At 56.1% G+C, this 22,403-nt stretch carries 1 protein-coding gene; it reads left to right on the forward strand.

The genetic code is table 11. The features are described from left to right. Positions 1-152 precede the first annotated feature (152 nt). Positions 153-22,382, forward strand: a complete 22,230-nt coding sequence (locus AUP42_RS21885; RefSeq protein ID WP_062951220.1) for a hypothetical protein — start codon at positions 153-155, stop codon at positions 22,380-22,382. Positions 22,383-22,403 lie beyond the last annotated feature (21 nt).

Here is a 22,403-nt window from a genome sequence, read left to right on the forward strand (position 1 = left end):
CCGTAAAACATGAAAAAAATGTGATTTACCGATTCTGGTGCTCATCTTCCGTTGATGGGCTCTTGATTGGGGTCTATACTAGTGTATATGGATGGTGGATTGCCTTCCATGAAAATGGATTGAAAAATTAGTCCCAAGTAGGGAGCAAAGCCTTGGCCTCGCCCGCCAATCAAGATGATGGCACCGGTTTAACCGATGCCGATATCGAACAAGTACTGGATGACCGCGCAGAGGATGGCTCTGCTGCGGGTAATTCCGATTCCGGTTCGTCGGGCGAGACGGGTTCACAATCCCCTGCAACGCAGGTCTTTACCAATATCCAGAACGTCATCGGCACGTCGTATAACGACATCCTGATCGGGGATGCGGGCGACAACACGCTGATTGGTGGCGCGGGCAACGATATCCTGGTACCGGGCGAGGGTCAGGATGAAGTTACTGGTGGCGAAGGCCGCGACACATTCGTTTTGCAGGCTGGATTTGGGCAGGCGACCATTACCGATTTCACCATTGGCGAAGATTATCTGGCCCTTGATGATCTCGGCATTGAAAGTGCGGCCGATCTGGTTTCGCGTGCGTCGGATGACGGTCAGGGCAATGTCGTCATTACTTTTGCGACCGGCGATCAGCTTACACTTAAGGGCATTACCATTGCCCAGCTTTCCGACATCACCCTTGTTGATGCCCCGAAACTGACGGATGTCGCGCTGGACAGCTCCGGCGATCCGTCGTCGGGCGACGCAACCGTCATTGACGGAACGTCGGGTGATGACGTGATCCAGGGCACGTCTGGCGACGATGTGATTTCGGGCAATGGCGGCAGCGATGCTGTTGATGGCGGGTCTGGTAACGATACGCTGTCATTTGACGGGTCCGATGATGCCGTGACCGCCGATCTTTCGACCGGTACGGCAGGCAGTGTCAGCGGGAACAATACCGTTTCATTTAGCAATATCGAAAATCTGACCGGGACATCGGGCGACGATGTCCTGCGCGGGGATGCCGGAAACAATACGCTTTCGGGGGGAGCAGGCGACGATACCTTTGGTGCCAGTGGCGGCAATGACACGATTGATGGTGGCGCGGGTCGCAACACCCTTGATTACAGCACGTCCGAACAGGGTGTGGTTGTTGACCTGAAAAACGGTGCATCCGAAAGCCGGACCGAGGCCGAAACGGACGATGATGCCGCATCTGAAACCGGCAGCAACACGGATTCCGGCGCGGCAAATGACGATGCATCCGGCGGTGATACGGCAGCCGAGACAGACAGCGGTGCGGACAGCAGTTCCGAAAATTCTGATGAAACGACCGGCGATACGACCGATGGGGCATCAGACCCGTCGGATGATCCGGTGACGGGCGAAACTGATACGTCCGGCGGTGATACGACCGATAGCGAAACCGGTGATCAGGCTTCTTCCGGTGGCGGCGGGGAAACCTCCCAGCCAGAAACCGATGGCGGGGCTGGCGATGATCCTGCATCTGGCGGCTCGGGTGATGACACCATCACCGAGGAAACCGGCGACGCAGGAAGCGACACGGGAACCGACACCGAAACCGACACCGGTTCGGGCGAAGGTGATGAAACCACCGGTGACACCGGAACGGATGAAGAAACCGATCCGAACACCGGTAGCGATGAAACAACCCCGACCGATCAGAATGGGGCCGAAGCGGGCTCTGATGCTGGTGCTGATACCAACACGGGATCGGAAACCGGCAGTGACGAGACGGATGGGGCTGGCAATAACGATGGTGCGTCGCAGGAAACCGAAACCGGATCGACCACCGACGGTGATCAGACGCAGACCGGCGATACGCAAACCGGCGCGCAGGATGACGCATCCGATAACGCATCCCCGAACGAGCCGGATGATACGGCATCGGGTGATGGTTCGGGTGAAGCCGGTGCATCTGGCGAAGACACGTCAACTGGTACGGATGGCGCCGATCCCGCGGATACCACCGATGAAGGTTCGACCGATCCGGTGACGGAAGGCGAAGATGCCCTGGCAGAAAACGGTTCGGAAACATCCGGAATCGAAGAAGGCTCTTCGACCGAAACCGACGGTGAGACTTCCGGTGATGCCTCAAATGAGGTCACCGACGGAGAAACCACGCCCGATCAGGAAACACCCCCTGCTGAAACCGGTTCGGACGCAGAAGGCGATGAAACGAACGCGGGTGACGGTGCCGAAGATGACAGCATCGGCGGTTCGGATGGTGCGGGCGAAGACGTTCTGAACGAAGATACGCCTGCGTCGGGCGATGGTGATGACAGCACGGACGGCGAAGAACAGCCATCCGGAGAGAACCAGACCGAACAGGAAAACACCAATAGCGGCCTTCAGGCCGGGGCAGAAACATCGCCGGAATCCGGTGCGGATGACACCGGTCTTTCCGGTGATGCGACCGGTGATGAGACTGTTGGTGAAGATGCTGGCACGGATGAAGGCGACGGCGAGGATACGACCGGCAGCGAAACCACCGATGGCGAAGCAGACCCGATTGACGCGGGTGCTGAAGACGGCGACAGCACATCGGGCGAGCAGACGGATGGTGAGACCACCGGCGAGACGGATTCCGAAGCCGGGGATGAGGCCGGTGATGAGACTGGTGGCGATACCGGAGGTGGTGCTACCGACAGCGGAAATGAGACCGGCGACGATACCAATATCTATGACAACACCCCGACATCGGGGAACGACATTGTTCATGGCTCCGATGGTGATGATTTCCTTGGCGGGGCTGCCGGGAATGACACCCTGCAGGGCAGTGGCGGCAATGACGTCATGGATGGTGGTCTTGGCAACGATGTGCTGCAGGGCGGCCTTGGCGACGACACCCTTGATGGAGGTGCTGGTGCCGATGTCTTGCAGGGCGGTGAAGGCAATGACAGCCTTTATGGCGGCTCCGAAGACGACATTCTTCAGGGGGGCGAAGGCAGCGACCTACTGGTTGGTGGCACTGGCAATGACGTTTTGCAGGGCGGTTCGGGTGACGACTTCCTGCGCGGCGGTCTTGGCAATGATCATATCCAGGGCGGCGATGGTACTGATACCGTCAGCTATACCGATGCGACCGATGCGGTAACCGTCGATCTTTCGCAGAGCACGGCAACCGGTGGGGCAGGCAATGATGTCCTGCAGATGGTTGAAGACGTTATCGGTTCTGACTTCGATGATCATATTACCGGTGATGACGGCAATAACGTGCTGATTGGCGGGGATGGCATCGATACCCTGACCGGTGGTGCTGGTGACGATACGCTGACGACCGGTTCGGGCAAGGATGACATCGAACTGACCGAGAATTTCGGCAGCGATACGGTCACCGATTTCAATATTGCCGAAGATACTGTCGATCTTTCGAAGCTGGGCATTACTGATTTCGCGACCCTGCAAGCGATGATGAGCGACGATGGCAACGGCAATACCGTTATCGATTTCGGCGAGCAGGGTGTTCTGACCCTTGAAGGGGTCAGTTCGGACAGTCTTGTTGCGGATAATTTCCGCGGGTTTGGCCGTATCTTTGAAAGTGATGGCGACGACGTTGCCGAAGGTACTGATGGCGATGATGCGCTGTATGGGTTTGACGGGAACGATATCCTTGGCGGTGGTGCCGGTGACGATGTCATTTCTGGCGGTTATGGCAATGACACGCTTTCGGGCGGTTTGGGCAATGATACCCTGCGCGGTCAGGAAGGTATTGATACGGTTGATTATTCCGGTGCCAATGGTTCGGTGAATGTCGACCTTGCCGCCGGTAGTGCAACCGGTGCCGATGGCAATGATGTTCTTGACCGTATCGAAAACGTTATCGGATCGAATTACGACGATACGATTTCGGGTGACAGCGGTGTTAACGTGCTTCAGGGCGGGGCAGGCAACGACACCATCACCGGCCGCGATGGCAACGATACGCTTGATGGCGGTGCCGGTGACGATACCTTTGTCGCCGAGGCAGGCAATGACACCTATATCGGCGGTGCGGGCAACGATACGCTGGATCTGAGTGCTGACGTTCATAACCAGATCGTGAATATGCGCAACGGGACGATCACTGATATCGCATCGAGCGAGAGTGATATTGTTTCCGGCGTTGAAAATATCATCACTGGTGACGGCAATGACGTTGTGCTCGGTGATGCGGGGGACAACTTAATTTCTACTGGGGCAGGGAGTGACACTATTTCTGCGGGTGGTGGCAATGACACCATTGATGCGGGTGATGGTAATGACACCCTTATCTTCGATGATGCAGAAGGCGTCTCAATTGATCTTGCCGCAGGTTATGCTGAAACCAACAACGGCACTATCGAATTTATCAACATCGAAAACGTGCAAGGGTCTGCAGGCGCCGATGTGATGACCGGGGATGCTGGCAACAATATTCTTACTGGCGGTGCCGGTAACGATACTCTGCTCGGCGGTGCTGGTGATGACACACTGGCGGGTGGTGTAGGAAGTGACACTGCAGATTTCACGGACACTTCGGCAAACATGTCTGTGAACCTCTCTACTGGTGAAGCTGTCGGCGATGGCTCGGATTCCCTGAGAGATATCGAAAACGTGTCGACCGGCATGGGAAATGACGTTCTTCGTGGCAATGACGATGCGAACAATCTGGATGCGGGTGCTGGTGATGATACCGTTTTCGGTAGCAACGGTTCGGATATCTTAAGTGGCGGCGCAGGAGATGACGTTCTTAGCTATGCTGAAATCAATGTCGAAGGTGAGGAAAATAAGGGCGTAATTCTTGACATTGATGCGGGAACCGTAACCGGAGCTGATTTCGTTGATCAGATTTTGGGCTTTGAGACTTATGAAGGTTCTGGTGGAAATGACACTATGCTGGGGGGCGCAGACGGCGATTTCCTGTCTGGCGGTGCCGGTAACGACATCTTCGATGGGCGGGAGGGCGACGATACCCTGACCGGCGGGGCTGGTGCTGACACATTTGTCGTCACGTCGAATAGCGGGAACGATATCATTACCGATTTCGATCCGCTCGAGGATATTATTGACCTGAAAGGTCTTGAAAACATCGAATTGTTCTCCGACGTGGTTCCCTTTATCGGGGAAGATGGGCTGGGGAATGCGACGATCACCGTCGGTGACTCTGTTGTTACGCTAAAAGGTGTAGGCGCCGACGCGCTGACTTACGCCAATTTCGCGGGCGTCCGTTCACTTGATGGGACAGAAGAGAAAGATGTCCTCGAAGGTACAAGCCGAAGTGATGTAATCGACGGCCTTGCAGGCAATGATACAATTTTCGGTAATGCTGGTAACGACGTACTCGCTGGCGGTTCTGGTGATGACTTGCTTTCGGGGGGCGTTGGTAATGACGTTATTGATGGCGGTGAGGGCTTTGATACTGCGACCTATGTTAGCAGCGAGGGCGGCGTAAATGTCGATCTTCAATCTGGAACAGCAACAGGTGGTGACGGACAAGATACGTTAAGGAATGTCGAGAACGTTGTTGGTTCAGCTAATGACGATATCCTTTCCGGGGATGCCAATGCCAACAGTCTCTCTGGTGGAAGTGGAAGTGATACTCTTGCTGGCCGTGGTGGTGCTGATGTTCTTGACGGTGGCAGTGGTATTGATACCGCCAGTTATGCGGATGCGGACGGCCCGGTTTCGATAAACTTGGGTGCGGGTTCTGTCACAGGGAGTGATGGTAACGATCGACTGGTCTCAATTGAGAATGCAATTGGTTCCGATGCTGACGATAATATTGTTGGATCAAGTGGCAGCAATACCCTTTGGGGGGGCGCTGGCGATGATACGCTGAATGGCGGTATGGGCGATGATCTTCTTGTCGGAGGTGACGGCGGCGACACCTTTGTTTTCGGTGCAGGTGCCGGGGATGATGTTGTTTCTGATTTTGATCCGGAAAATGACAAAATCGACCTGAATTCTTTTGGCATTCCTAACTGGGAAGCTCTCAAGAAGTTCATTGATGTTGATAATGATGGTAACGCAGTTATTAACATTAATGACAACAGCTTCACACTGTTGGGGGTCTCGCCTGATCTATTGTCCGGGGAAAACTTTGCAAATCTGGGAACACTCGGTGCTACCGAAGGAAATGACATTCTTATCGGCACCGGGTTTGATGAAATAATCGATGGTTTTGGCGGCGATGACACGATCAGTGCTGGTGGAGGGGACGACACGGTATTTGGTGGTGACGGCAATGACACAATTTCCGGAGGAGCAGGGCGGGATATTATTGATGGAGGCGCGGGAAGAGACGCGGCCGACTATCGAAACAGTTCGGCCGTAACCGTCAGTCTTGATAATGGCACTGCAGATGCAAGTGGCTCAAATCAGGATATTCTTGTTGATATCGAAGACATTATTGGTTCGGCCTTTAACGATACCATTCGCGGAAATGATGGTGACAACCGTCTGACAGGTGAGGCTGGCGCAGATAACCTCTCCGGTGGGGCTGGAAACGATACTCTTGAAGGTGGATCTGGAAATGACACTCTTGCAGGTGGTGTTGGAGATGACACACTAATCGGTGGTACAGGCACGGACATCGCAGATTATTCGACTGCAACGGGTGAGGTGTTAGTCGATCTTTCTGTCGGCACTGCAATGGGTGCGGACGGTTCCGATACTTTATCTGGTATCGAAAATGTGTCGGGTAGTAGTTTCAACGATACAATTGTGGGAGATGACGGCTCCAACACCCTGTTCGGGAATGCTGGCGATGACACCATTTTCGGGAATGCGGGGGACGATCTGCTCAGTGGTGGTTCTGGTAACGATGAAATTAATGGTGGCGAAGGAACTGACACCGTTAGTTACCTTGGTGAAGCAGGAGTGGTGGTTGATCTCACAGCAGGCACCGCATCCGGCGCTGATGGCGTTGATACTCTCTCGGGGATAGAGAATATCGAAGGCTCCGAGTTCGCAGACGACTTGCGCGGAGACGACGGTAACAATGTGATTTCGGGTGGTGGTGGTGCGGATACCATCCGTGGTGGCGCTGGCAATGACACGCTAACTGGTGGTGGTGGGGCAGATCTTTATAAAATCGCTGCAGGAGACGGCGATGATGTTGTTATGGATTTCGACGTCGCCTCGGATCAAATTGACCTCAGCGAGCTGTCAATCAGCACCTATGGCGAGCTTTTTGAATTGATGTCCGAGACTGCTTCAGGCGATCTCGTAATAGACTTCGGAGAGGGTGTTACCATGACCCTTAATGGGGTCAGTCTTGATGAAATCTCTGCTGACAATTTTGTTGGAATTAGGGACATTGTTGGGACCTCGGGGGTCGATATTCTGATCGGTACTGACGGAAAAGATACACTTTCCGGATTGACAGGCAACGACACACTGATCGGCCTAGAGGACAATGATCATCTATTGGGGGGTGCCGGGAATGATCTGCTTCAGGGAGGTGAGGGTGATGATTTCCTCGATGGTGGCGACGGTACCGACGCTGCTGACTACAGCGATATTTCCCAGGCAATAAATGTAAACCTCAATACCGGTGTAGCTTCAGGTGCAGGTGGCTCGGACGTACTTGTCAATATTGAAAATGTTGCAAGTGGTTCCGGTTCAGACGTCTTGACCGGCAGCAACGGTAACAATGTCATATCGGGTGGTGGTGGTGACGATCTTATTGAAGGTTTAGAAGGTGACGACACATTGTTCGGTGGCTCGGGCGAAGATACGGCCAGCTACTCAAACGCAAATGGTTCGGTGAACGTCAATCTTGCCGACTTGAAGGTGACCGGAGCTGCTGGCAATGATGTGCTAATCGGTTTCGAAAACGTGTCAGGTTCTGAATATGATGACGTTCTTGCCGGTGATAGCGGTGCCAACAAACTATTCGGAAACTCGGGTAATGATACTCTGATTGCGTCCGAAGGTAACGACACACTGGCAGGTGGTGCCGGGCAGGATGCCGTTGATTATCGAAATGCCCAGAACGGTGTGACTATCGATCTTGGTTCCGGTAGTGCGTCGGGCATGGGGACTGACACGCTGTCGAGCATTGAACACGTGTCAGGATCCAGTTTCAACGATGTTATTATAGGCAATCAGTCCGACAACCTTCTGAACGGCGGCGTCGGGAACGACATCATTTCAGGTGGCCTTGGCAAAGATACTCTTTTGGGTGGAGCAGGAAACGATACGCTTTCTGGCGGGAGTTCCTCCGATATTATTGATGGCGGCGACGGTATTGATACCGTTAGTTATACAGATAGTGAAACCGGCATCGAGATAAATCTTGCTACAGGTCAAACTGACGAAACTTCAGCAGATCAAATTCTCAACGTAGAAAATGTAATCGGGTCAAGTTTCGATGACGTGATTACGGGTTCGAGCGTCAATAACATGCTCGTTGGCAGCGATGGCAATGACACCTTTGTTGGAAGCGCCGGTGATGACGTGTTTAGCGGAGGTACAGGAAGCGACACTGTTGATTACAGTGCTTCGACTGCGGGTGTGTCTCTGAACCTGCAGTCCGGGACGACCGAAAAGACGGCTGGAAGCGATACATTCACCAGTATCGAAAATGCCGTTGGAACCGAATTCAATGACAACATTACCGGTTCCAGTGCAAATAACATCCTGTCTGGCGGAAATGGTGATGATGTAATCAATGCTGATAGCGGCAATGATACGGTTTCCGGTGGGCTTGGTAATGATACCCTGCGCGGTGGCGCAGGTAACGACACGCTTGACTATTCTGCTGCGAATGGCGGGCAGACAGTTGATCTTTCTATTGGGACTGCGGCTGGTGCCGATGGTTCCGATGACATTGCTGGTTTCGAGAATGTTGTCGGAACGACATTCAACGATACACTTATTGGTGACAGTGCAAACAACACCCTGATTGGTGGTGGCGGTGACGACGTACTGACCGGTGGTGCGGGCAATGATTTGCTCGATGGTGGTGCGGGCGATGACAGCTTCGTCGGTGAGGCAGGCAACGATACATATGTTGGTGGAGCAGGCTCCGATACCCTTGATTTCCGTACCGCGCAATCCGGTCTGACCATTGATCTGGTAAACAATGTTGTGGTTGGGGCTGATACCGGGACCGATACTTTTACCGGTATCGAACAGATACTGGCATCCGAATTCAATGATACCGTCACGGGCGGGGCTGGTGCGGACACGGTTAGTGCCGGGGCTGGCGACGATATCGTTCGCGGTGGCGCCGGGGAAGATACGCTTTCTGGCGGTGCCGGTAATGATCTGATTGATGGTGGCGCGGGTCGGGATATCCTCGACGGCGGAGCCGGTGAAGATACCATTTCCTATGACAGTGCAAGCAGCTCCGTCAGTGTAGACCTGCAAAGCGGTGTCGTTGGCGGTACCGAAAACGACCAGATTTCCAGTTTTGAAAATATCAAAGGATCTGCCTTCGCCGATACGCTAAGGGGTGACTCCGGTCGCAACAGCATTGATGGCGGTGCAGGTGATGATTTCATCGATGGTCGTGCCGGTGATGACGTTCTGTCAGGTGGTGCGGGGAATGATACGCTCCGTGGCGGTACCGGGTCGGATACCATAGATGGCGGTGCCGGTGTCGACACGCTTGATCTTTCTGACCTTGCCGGTGACGTCACCGTTGATATGGCCGGTGGTCAGGCAACTGATGGCGCGGATACCGACAATTTTGCCAATATCGAAAATATCACGACCGGATCGGGCAATGACACTGTCGTTGGGGATGATGGCAACAACATCATTACGACTGGCGCTGGCGACGACGTTGTAAATGGTGGTGCTGGCGACGATGTCATTTCCGGCGGTGACGGTGCCGACACGCTTGAAGGGGGGGCAGGCAACGATACCCTTCTTTCCGGCGGCGGTGACGATGTTCTGATGGGTGGTGACGGGCTTGACACCGCCAGTTATGCCGACGCAACCGGCCCTGTTCTGGTTGATACCGCAAACGATACTGTCAGTGGGTCTGCAACCGGCACAGATACGCTTGACGGTATTGAAGTTATTGAAGGTTCGGCATTCGACGATACCTTTATCGGTGGTGCGGAGAACGACACCTTCATCGGTGGTGCTGGTGATGACACGTTTGAAGCCGGTCTTGGTAGCGATACGCTGACACTCGGAACCGGCAGGGATCAGGTCGTGTTTCGTCCGGGCGACGGTAATAACACGATTACCGATTTTGATCCGGCGAATGACGTCATTGATCTGACGGACTTCAATATTGCCGGTTATGGTGCGCTTGAAAGCCTGTTTGGAACCGATGCCCGCGGCAACCTGATCATTACGCTCGATAGCGGTGATACGATCACTCTTGAAGGGGTTCAGGCATCTTCGCTTGGCATTGATAATTTCATCGGTGTCGATGTCCGCCTGGGGACCGAAAATGCTGATGAAATGATTGGCGGTTCAGGCGGTGACATCATCAATGCGCTGGGTGGGGATGACACTGTTTCGGGCGGTGACGGCAATGACCGCCTGATTGGTGGCGCCGGCAATGACATCCTTTCTGGCGATGCCGGCGATGATACGCTGGTTGGTAATTCGGGTTCCGATACGCTGGTCGGTGGTGCGGGTAATGACACCGTTGATTACTCGACCGAGACAGCCGGTATTACGGGCGATCTGTCGACCGGTATCGTCACCGGTGGTGATGGCGATGACACGCTTGACGGTATCGAAAATCTTACCGGGACGCTGTTTGAAGATACGCTGACGGGTGATGTTGGTGACAACACCCTGTCGGGCCTTGCCGGGAATGACACGCTGGCCGGGGGCGAGGGCAATGACGTCATTGACGGCGGTGCCGGTTCGGATACAGCTGATTACAGCACCGCCAACGGTGCAGTTGACGTCAATCTTGAAAACGGCACAGCCATCGGTCAGGGCAACGACACGCTTGCCAATATCGAAAATGTCGTCGGTTCGGACTTCAACGACACAATCAATGGCAATGCTGCAGATAACACCGTAACGGCCGGGGCCGGGAACGACGTGATCAATGTCGGTTCGGGGGATGACGTTGTTGATGCCGGAAGCGGTGATGACGAAATTACCGGCGGTGCGGGATCGGATACCCTTTCCGGTGGTACCGGCAACGACGTGCTGGATGGTGGGGCGGATAACGATACCCTGTCGGGTGGCACGGGTGACGACATCATTCAGGCCGGGACCGGCGACGACTGGATTTATGGTGATACCGGTGACGACATCATTGATGGTGGCAACGGTATCGACACGGCCGATTATTCCAATGTCGAAGGCCCGGTTGTCGTTGATCTGGTCAACCAGTATGCATCGGGTTCGGGCGGAAATGATATCGTTCGCAATGTCGAACGGGTCATTGGTACCGATTTTGCCGATACCCTGATCGGGGCGGACGGGGTCAATACCCTGGATGGTGGATCGGGCAACGATACGCTGTTTGGCGGCGATGGTGACGACGTCATTATCACCGGCGACGGCGAAGACATGATTGTTGTTACCCCGGGTGGCGGCAGCGATACGGTTACCGATTTTGACGTCAACGAAGATGTGATTGATCTGTCATCCTATGGGATTGAGGATTACAGCGATCTTGCCGATCGCATGTTCGATGACGCCAACGGCAATGCGGTTATCTCGCTCGGCCCGGGTGAAAGCATCACGCTTGAAGGTGTTTCGGTCGATGATCTTGGGCCAGATAACTTCTTTGGCTATGTCACCATCGAAGGTACTGAATTCGACGACGTCCTGCAGGGCAGCCAGCTTGGCGATGAAATCAATGCGCTGGACGGTGACGATATTGTTGATGGCGGTGCCGGTGACGATGTCATCAATGGCGATGCGGGCAACGATACCCTGATCGGTGGTGCCGGTGATGACGAACTGAATGGTGGGCACGGCAACGATACCGCCGATTATTCCGATACGTCCGAAGGTGTCACCGTTGACCTGAGCACAGGTAGCGCAACTGGCGCAGCCGGAAACGATACCCTTGATAGCATCGAAAATGTCACCGGCGGGGATGGCGACGATATCCTGATCGGTGATGAAAACGCCAATATTCTGGATGGCGGCGAAGGCAACGATACCGTTTATGGCAATGACGGCGACGATACCCTGATTGGCGGCGAAGGCGATGATACGCTGTCCTACGAAGGGGCCGAAGAAGGCGTTTCCGTCGATCTTGCCAATGGCACGGCAAGTGGTGGTGCCGGAAATGATGTGATTGACGGTTTTGAAACCGTGATCGGGTCTGATCATGCCGATACCATTTCGGGCGATGATGCCAGCAACGTGATCGAAGGCGGTGCCGGTGACGATGTGCTGGCCGGTGGTGGTGGCGATGACACCATTCTGGGCGGGGCGGGTAACGATACCCTGCAGGCGGGTACCGGCAATGATACCCTTGTCGGTGGCGATGGCACCGATATCGCCGATTATTCGGATCGGACCGATCCGGTTGTCGTCGATCTTGCCGCGGGTACCGGCACGACCGCCGACGGCAACGATACGCTGATCGATATCGAAGGGGCGACCGGTGGTTCGGGCAACGATACCCTTCTGGGGTCGGATGGCGATAACATCCTTTCGGGTGGTGCCGGTGATGACACCCTTTCGGGCGGTGCGGGTAACGACATCCTTGCCGGTGGCGCCGGGGCCGATCTGGTTGATGGTGGGGCCGGTGACGATGTCCTGACCTTCGATGGTGATCATGTCGCGGCATCGGGTGAAACCACCGACCATGTCGGTAGCCCGACGACGGATGGCACCGGCGACGTTGCAGATATCAGTGGCAAAAACCTTTCTGATGACAGTTTTGTCGGCGGCGAAGGCAACGATACCCTGCAAGCAGGCGGCGGTGATGATGCCATCATCCTGGATCGCGATCACGCCGGTGGCGGTGCCGCCAACCCGTCGATTGTGGATATTGAAAACATCAATGCCGGTGCGGGTAACGATGTTGTCGACCTGACCAGTGAAACGCATTCCTATGGTGACGTCACGATTGATGGCGGCGCCGGTGACGATACCCTGTGGGCCAATGACGGTGATGACGTCATCCTTGGGGGTGCTGGTTCTGACAATATTCTGGGCGGTGCGGGTGCCGATAATATTGATGGGGGTGCGGATAACGACATCCTTGATGGCGGAACCGGGAATGACATCATCGCGGGTGGTGCTGGCGACGATACCATCATGGCCGGTATCGGCGATGACACGCTTTCGGGTGGGGACGGTGCCGATACGCTTGATATGTCTGCGGCCAATGGCGCGACAATTGATCTGGCCAATGGCACGGCAAGCAGCGATGCCACCGGTTCGGACAGTATTTCCGGCTTTGAAAATGTGATCGCGACGGATGGTGATGACACCATCATCGGTAATGCCGCAGACAATGTGATTGATGCCGGTGCGGGCAACGATACGGTTTCGATTGATGCCGGTAACGACCATCTTGATGGTGGCGACGGCATTGATACGCTTGACCTGTCGGGCACCAGTGGCGGGGTAACGGTTGATCTTGCCGCTGGCACGGCGAACGGCGCACAGACCGGTTCCGATACGATTGCCAGTTTCGAAAATGTCACGGGTTCAGCAGACGCCGATACCATTACCGGCAGTGATGCGGCCAACACGATTGACGGTGGTGCCGGTGATGACGTGATCGATGGCGGCGCTGGCGACGATGTCCTTTCGGGCGGTGCAGGGAATGACACACTGGCCGCGGGCGACGGCAACGACACCCTGACCGGTGGCGATGGCGCGGATGTCTTTGTCTTTGAAGATGGCAGCGACGCCGATCTGGTCAGCGACTTTGACATCGCCAGCGACGTGATTTCCCTGCCCGATATCGGTGTTTCAAGCTGGACCGAATTGCAGCCGCTGCTGTCCGATGGACCGGATGGTGCGGTGATCACGTTGCCGTCCGGCGGCACGGTAACGCTTTCGGGCGTGGCTGTTGGCTCCCTGACACCGGATCACTTTGCCGGAATCGAAAATGTCGGAACGCCGGGTGATGATACACTTGGCGGTGGCAGCGGTGACGATACGGTTGGTGCCGGTGATGGCAACGACACGGTCGACGGTGGCGAAGGTAATGACTCGGTCGATGGCGGCGACGGCGATGATTCCGTTGGTGGTGGCACGGGCGACGATAGTGTTGGCGGTGGTGCCGGTAACGACACGGTCGACGGTGGCGAAGGTAATGACACGGTCGATGGCGGCGACGGTGATGATTCCGTTGGTGGTGGCACGGGCGACGATAGTGTTGGCGGTGGTGCCGGTAACGATACGGTCGACGGCGGTGACGGTGATGACTCGGTCGACGGTGGTGATGGTAATGATTCCGTCGGTGGCGGTGCGGGTAACGACACTGTTGGTGGTGGTGCCGGCGACGATACGGTTGATGGCGGCGAAGGTGATGACACGCTTGACGGTGGTGATGGCAACGACACCCTGATCGGTGGGCCAGGCACGGATACGCTTGCCGGTGGTGCGGGTGATGACGTTCTGGAATTTGGTGCGGATCGCACCGGCCAGTCGGGTGATACCACCGATCATGCGGGCAGTCCGGGTGTCGATGGCACCGGCGAAATTGCCGATCTTGATGGTCTTGGTATCAGTGATGATCAGTATGATGGCGGTGACGGCATCGATACGCTGGTGGGCACGTCGGGCGGCGATGCGATCATTCTGGATCGCGATCATGAAAATGGTTCCGCCAATCCGTCAATCAGTGGCGTTGAAATCATTGAAACCGGCGACGGTGATGACGTTGTCGATCTGACCAGCCAGGTTCATTCCTATGGCGATGTCACGGTTGATGGCGGTGCGGGCCACGATACCATCTGGACCAGTGCCGGGGATGACAGCGTCCTTGCCGGTGATGGCAATGACCATATCAATACGGGTGCCGGCAGTGACGTGATTGACGCCGGGGCGGGTGATGACGATATCGCGGCGGGTTCCGGCGATGATGTGATCAATGCGGGTAACGGCAACGATGTGATTTCATCAGGTGACGGCAATGATACGGTGGATGCCGGTACGGGTGACGATAGCGTTATCGGTGATGCCGGTAACGATATTCTTGCCGGTGGCGATGGCACCGATACGCTTGATCTGACCAATGCCGATGGCGGGGCCGTCATTGATCTTGAAAATGGCACGGCAAGCAGCACGGAAACTGGGTCTGACACCATTTCGGGCTTCGAACAGGTCGTTACAGGGGCTGGTGACGATACGATTTCCGGAAGTTCCGCCGATGACACAATATCGTCCGGCGCAGGGAACGATACGATTGACGGTGCCGATGGCAATGACCGGATCGTGGCCGGTGATGGGAATGATACCGTATCCGATGGTGCGGGCAGTGACTATGTCGATGCTGGTACCGGCGATGACACGGTTGTTGCGGGTGCCGGTGATGACAGTCTTGATGGTGGCCAGGGCAATGACACCATTGATATGCGCAACGCAACCAGTGGTGCCACGGTCAATCTGGCGGCAGGTTCGGCGCAATCGGCAGAAACCGGTTCGGACAGCATTTCGAACTTTGAAAATGTCACAACCGGTTCGGGCGATGATGAACTGACCGGATCGGACGCCAATAACGTCATGGCCGCAGGGGCGGGTAACGACACCCTTGATGGTGGGGCTGGCGACGATACGCTTTCCGGCGGGGCGGGCAATGACAGCTTTATCTTTGCCGATGGCACCGATGATGATGTTGTCACCGACTTCGTAGTCGGGACCGACAAACTGACCCTTGATGGCACGGGCATTGAAACCTGGACCCAGCTTCGTGATCTGATCACCGGCAATTCGCTTGGTGATGCCGTAATCAATCTGCCGTCCGGCGGCACGATAACGCTGCAGGGTGTTAATCCGCTTGATCTCTCAGTCGATGATTTCACCGGTGTGACCGATGGCGGCACACCTTATGACGACAGCCTGACCGGTGGCGATGGCGATGATGTCATTGATGCGCTTGCCGGTGACGATATTGTCGATGGTGGTGCCGGTAATGATACGATTGATGGCGGTGCGGGCAACGATACCCTGATGGGTGGTTCGGGCGATGACACGGTCGATGGTGGAGCCGGTTCGGATACGCTTGGCGGCGGCACCGGCAATGATGAACTCGATGGTGGCGATGGTGCCGACACGCTTTCGGGCGGTGCGGGTGACGACACCCTTGATGGCGGATCCGGCGACGATGTCCTGAACTTTGAAGCCGATGGCACGGCCGCAAGCGGTGACACCACCGAAAATACCGGCAGCCCGGGCGTCGATGGCACCGGTGAGCTTGCCAATATCGGTGGCAAGAACATCTCGGATGATACCTTTGTCGGTGGTGACGGTACCGATACCCTGAACCTGACCGGTGGCAGTGATGCGCTCATCCTTGATGGCAGCAAACTGGGCGATGGCCAGACGACGGGTAGCACGATCGAAACCCGGACATTCGGCCTGACGGATTCGGCATCATCAGGTGCCGTGCAGGCCGCATGGTCGGATGCAAATCTTTACGCCTTTGATTTTGGCACATCCTATGTCGGTGAAGACGGCAAACTGAACCTTGCCGCGGCGGATGACACCGTGACCTTTGATGGCAACGGTATCGGCAATAACGGTGGTTCACCGGCCGGAAGCCAGATCAACCACAATGGCAATACCGGCGAAAGCGAAGCCGTTGTTGTCGATCTTGGTGCCAATGCGCGCAATGCCACGGTTCAGGTTTCCAACCTGATTGCGGCCGAACATGGCGGTGAAGTCGGTTCGTGGCAGGCCTTTGATGCCGATGGCAATCTGGTTGCGTCGGGTGTGCTTGACGAAAGCACGATCAGCTACACCAGTGGCGGTGTTGGCACGGCAACGATCAGTGTCACCGACAGTCTCGGCAATCCGGTTGAATTCCGTTACCTCGCCTTTGAAAGCGAGCCTTATGCCGATGGTTCATCGGGTGGTGACAGCAGCGATTATTTCGTCCGTTCCATCACCTTTGATGCGGTGGTCGAAGAAACCGTTACCGATGGCGCGCGCCTTGACGGGGTCGAGGTTATCAACGCGGGTGAAGGCAACGACGTTGTCGATCTGACCAGCGATACGATTGCCTATGGCGATGTCACCATCAATGGTGGCGGCGGCAACGATACGCTTTGGGCCAACGAAGGCAATGACCGCATCAATGGCGAACTTGGTGACGACAATCTTTATGGCGGTGCGGGTGACGACTATCTTGATGGTGGTTATGGTCGTGATGTCCTTGATGGTGCCGAAGGCAGTGATACGCTGATCGGCGGGCAGGGTAACGATACGCTTCGTGGTGGTGAAGGCGACGACATCATCCATGGCGGTGGTGACATCGATACCGTGACCTATGACGATGCGGCATCGGGCGTGAATGTTGATCTGGCCAATTACACCGCGACGGGTGGTGCCGGGAATGACGGCATCTACTGGGTCGAAAACGTTGTCGGTTCTGCCCATGATGACATCATCAGGGGTGATGCGCAGAATAACACGCTGGATGGTGGTGCCGGTGATGACACCCTTTCCGGTGGTGCCGGGAATGATGCGCTGCGCGGTGGTGATGGCAACGATACGGCGGATTACAGCAATTCGGCCGCGGCGGTTCGTGCGAACCTTGCAACCGGTACCGCACAGCTTGCCAATGGTGAAGCAGACACCCTGACCAGCATTGAAAACCTGATTGGTTCGGGCGGCAGCGACACCCTGACCGGGTCGAATGGCGACAACCTGCTTTCGGGCGGTGCGGGCAATGACAGCCTGATCGGCAATGGCGGCAACGATACCCTTGATGGTGGTATCGGCAACGACATGCTCGATGGTGGCGATGGTAACGACACCCTGATGGGGGGTGATGGTGCCGATCGCATCTATGGCGGGGCAGGCAATGATACGCTTGATGGGGGTGCCGGTAACGATACCCTTGATGCCGGGGCGGGCGACGACGTTATTCTGGCGGGCGATGGCAATGACGTCATCACTGCGGGTGCAGGTGCCGATACGGTTGATGCGGGTACGGGCGATGACACGGTTGTTGCCGGTGCGGGCAACGATATTCTTGCCGGTGGTGATGGCAACGACACCCTTGATTTCGCTGCTGCCAATGGCGTGACGGTTGACCTGTCGGCTGGCACTGCAAGCAGCGATGCCACCGGTACGGACAGCATTTCCGGCTTCGAGAATGTTTTGGGCACGGCGGGTTCGGATACGCTTATCGGATCGAGCGGGGCAAACGTCCTGTCTGGTGCGGATGGTAATGACGTTCTGGACGGGGGTGCGGGTGATGACTCCGTTTATGGCGGGGCCGGTAACGACACCATTATCGCCGGTGCCGGGAATGACACGCTTTCGGGTGGTGCGGGCACCGATACCCTTGATCTGAGCCAGGCGGCAAGTGGGGCCACGGTTGATCTGTCGGCCGGTACCGCAAGCAGTGCCGAAACCGGCAACGACACTATTTCCGGTTTTGAAAATGTCATCGGATCGGCGGGCAACGACGACATTACCGGATCGGATGGCGATAACGTCCTTTCGGGCGGTGCCGGTGATGACACCATCGAAGGCGGTGCGGGTGCCGATACGCTTGATGGTGGCGATGGCATTGATACGATCAGCTATGAGGGTTCAAGCGCCGGGGTCGAGATTTATCTTGGCGATACCGATGGCAATGCCAGAACACCGGGTGAAGGTGGCCGTGCGTTTGGCGGCGATGCCGCGGGCGATATTCTTGCCAATTTCGAACGCGTCATTGCGTCGGCCCATGATGATTATGTCTATGGCAACAGCCAGAACAACGTTGTCGATCTGGGTGATGGCAACGATACGTTTGACAATGTCGAAGCCGATGTCAGCGCCGATACAGTCGATGGCGGCGAGGGCAATGACACGATCTGGACCGGCGATGGCGCCGATACCCTGATCGGTGGCAATGGCAATGATTATCTGAATGGTGAAAAAGGCGACGACACGCTTGACGGTGGGGCTGGTAATGACAGCCTTGTGGGTGGTGATGGCAACGATACGCTGGATGGCGGATCGGGCAATGACCGTATCACGACCGGGTCGGGTGCCGATCTGGTCAAGGTCACAAGCCTTGTCGGTGATAAGGTCGTTACCGATTTCAACACAAGCGTTGACCAGATTTCCCTTGATGCACTTGGCATTTCCGAATGGTCCGAACTGGCCCCGCGTCTGAGCGAGGTCAATGGCAATACCGTCATCGATCTGGGGCCGGATGGCTCGGTAACGCTGCTGGGTGTGCGTCTGAACGAAGTCACGTCTGATATGTTTGTCGGGATCGAAGGCCCGGTTGGCGCGACGCCGTTTGATGATGTCCTGCTGGGCACCAGCGAAGACGATTATATTGATGCACTGGCCGGGAATGACGTGGTTGATGGCGGGGATGGCAATGACACCATCCTTGGCAATGATGGCGACGATAACCTGTCGGGTGGTGCCGGAAACGATACGGTTTCGGGCGGCAACGGCAACGACGTGATCGACGGTGGCGACGGCGATGACAATCTGGATGGCAATGACGGCCATGACGTGATCGCGGGCGGTGCGGGCAATGACACCCTGATCGGCGGATCGGGCAACGATGTGATTTCCGGCGGTGGCGGTTCTGACTTCATCGATGCGATGGATGGCAATGATGTTGTCACCGGCGGTGATGATACCGATACGATCTATGGCGCGGCCGGTGATGACCAGCTTTCGGGTGAAGCGGGTGATGATGTCATTTCGGGCGGCGATGGTGCCGATACCATCAATGGCGGTCTTGGTAATGACTTGCTTTCGGGTGATGCGGGCAATGACACCCTTTCGGGTGCGGATGGCAACGATACCCTGATGGGTGGCGACGGTGCCGATACGCTTTCGGGTGGTACCGGTAATGACGTCCTGTCGGGCGGCAATGACAATGACCTGCTTGAAGGCGGTATCGGAAGCGACACCCTGTCGGGCGATGCCGGTAACGACACGCTGCTGGGTGGTGACGGTAACGATACGCTTGATGGCGGGGCTGGCAACGACATCTATACCGGTGGTGCCGGTTCGGATCAGATCATCGTGTCGGATAATTCCGGCGACAAGGTCGTCACCGATTTCAATCCGGCAAGTGACCAGATCAATCTGTCTGCGCTTGATGTGGATAACTGGGCAGAGTTGCGCAGCTTGATGTCCGAGGTCAATGGTAACGCCGTCATCAACCTGAACGGTCAGGGTACGCTTACCCTGCTGGGTGTCGCGATCAGCGATCTTAATGCGAACATGTTCGTCGGTGTCGAAGCCTCGACCGGGCCGACCCCCTATGACGATGTCCTGTATGGCACCAGCAACAATGACACGATTGCGGCCCTTGCGGGTGATGACACGGTCTTTGGCCTGAATGGGCAGGACACGCTGTCGGGCATGGATGGCAATGACAGCCTTTATGGCGGTGATGGCGATGACAAGCTGTATGGTGACAACGGTAATGACCTGATTGACGGCGGCAGCGGTCAGGACAGCATCACCGGCGGCGAAGGTGACGATACGCTGGATGGCGGGTCGGGTGATGACCGCGTCTGGGGTGGAAACGGGGCCGATACGCTGCTGGGCGGTCAGGGTCAGGACAGGCTTTATGGTGAAGCCGGCAATGACGTGATCAATGGCGGCACCGGCGATGACTCGATCCTTGGCGGGGACGGTAACGACGTTCTGGATGGCGGCGAAAACAACGACCGCCTGTGGGGCGGCGATGGCAACGATACCCTGTTCGGCGGATCGGGCGATGACAAGCTTTATGGCGATGGCGGTAATGACACCCTGATGGGTGGTCAGGGTCACGATACCCTTTCGGGGGGATCGGGCCGCGATACCGCAAGCTATGCCAATGCAACATCCGCGGTTGGCGTCAGCCTTGAACTTGGTACGGCTACCGGTGGTGATGGCAATGACGTCCTGTCTTCGATCGAGGATCTGATCGGGTCGAACTTCAACGATTACCTGTTTGGCGATGATGGTGCCAACCTGCTGTCGGGCCTGTCGGGCGATGACGTTCTGGGCGGTGATAGCGGCAATGACACCATCTGGGGTGGCGATGGCAATGACGTCATCAATGGCGGGGCTGGTTCCGATTTGATCGATGCCGGTGCCGGTGACGACATCATCGAATATCAGAAAGACGCGACCTGGTCGGGCAGCTATGCCGCGAAGAATGTCGGCGATCCGGATATGAACGGCACCAACGAACAGATCAATCTGCAGGGTTATACCCGTTCGCAGGATATCTTCGACGGTGGCGATGGTACCGATACCCTGTCTCTGACCAGTGGCAATGATGCCCTGTTCCTTGACGACAAGATCACCGATCCGGGTGTTTCGCCGCGCATTTCGAATATCGAAGTCATCGATGCCGGTAACGGCGACGATATTGTCGACCTGACCAGCGAAACCCAGTCTTATGGTGATGTGACGGTTCTTGGCGGAACCGGCAATGACATCATCTGGAGCAACGCCGGTGACGACGTCCTTGACGGCGGCGAAGGCAATGACACGCTTTGGGGTGGTTCGGGCAACGATACCCTGTCCGGTGGCAATGGTATCGACATTCTGAACGGTGGTGCGGGTGATGACGTCCTGCAATATAACGCCGATGGCGTCTGGAGCTCGAACTGGCATGCGCTGAATGATGGTGCGCCGGGTGAAGATGGCCACGACCACAATAATGGTTGGGGCCATACCGGCCATCACGGGAACGGCTGGGGCCATGATTACAGTGGTGATTCCGGCACCGGTGAATATGTCAATCTGAACGGCTATAACCAGTCGAACGACATTTTCGAAGGCGGTGCTGGTACCGATACCCTGAAACTGACCAGCGGCAATGACGCCCTGTTCCTTGCCGATCAGGTTTCCGATCCGGGAATATCCCCACGCATCCGCAATATCGAGGTGATTGAAGCCGGTGATGGCGACGATATCATCGATATGACCAGTACTTATGAAACCTATGGCGATGTCACACTTGATGGCGGTAATGGCAATGACATCCTGTGGGGAAATGCGGGTGATGATGTGCTGCTCGGTGGTGCGGGTAACGACCGTCTCTATGGCAGTGATGGCAATGATACCCTGACCGGTGGTTTGGGGTGGGATGAATTCGAGATCGGCAAAACCAACGGTCACGACATCATCACCGACTTCACCCCGGGCGAGGACATCATCAATCTGTCCGAATGGAATTACAGCAACTTCAACCAGATCAAGAACGACATGCATCTTGATACCGATGGCAATGTGGTCATCGATCTTGGCAATGATGCGTCTGTCACGCTGATGGGTATTCATGATCCTGATGATCTTGATGCCGATGATTTCGGGTTCGGCACCTGATCGCGGATTATTCCGATTACC

The sequence above is a fragment of the Thalassospira lucentensis genome (genome assembly GCF_001613805.1).
Lineage (GTDB): Bacteria > Pseudomonadota > Alphaproteobacteria > Rhodospirillales > Thalassospiraceae > Thalassospira > Thalassospira lucentensis_A.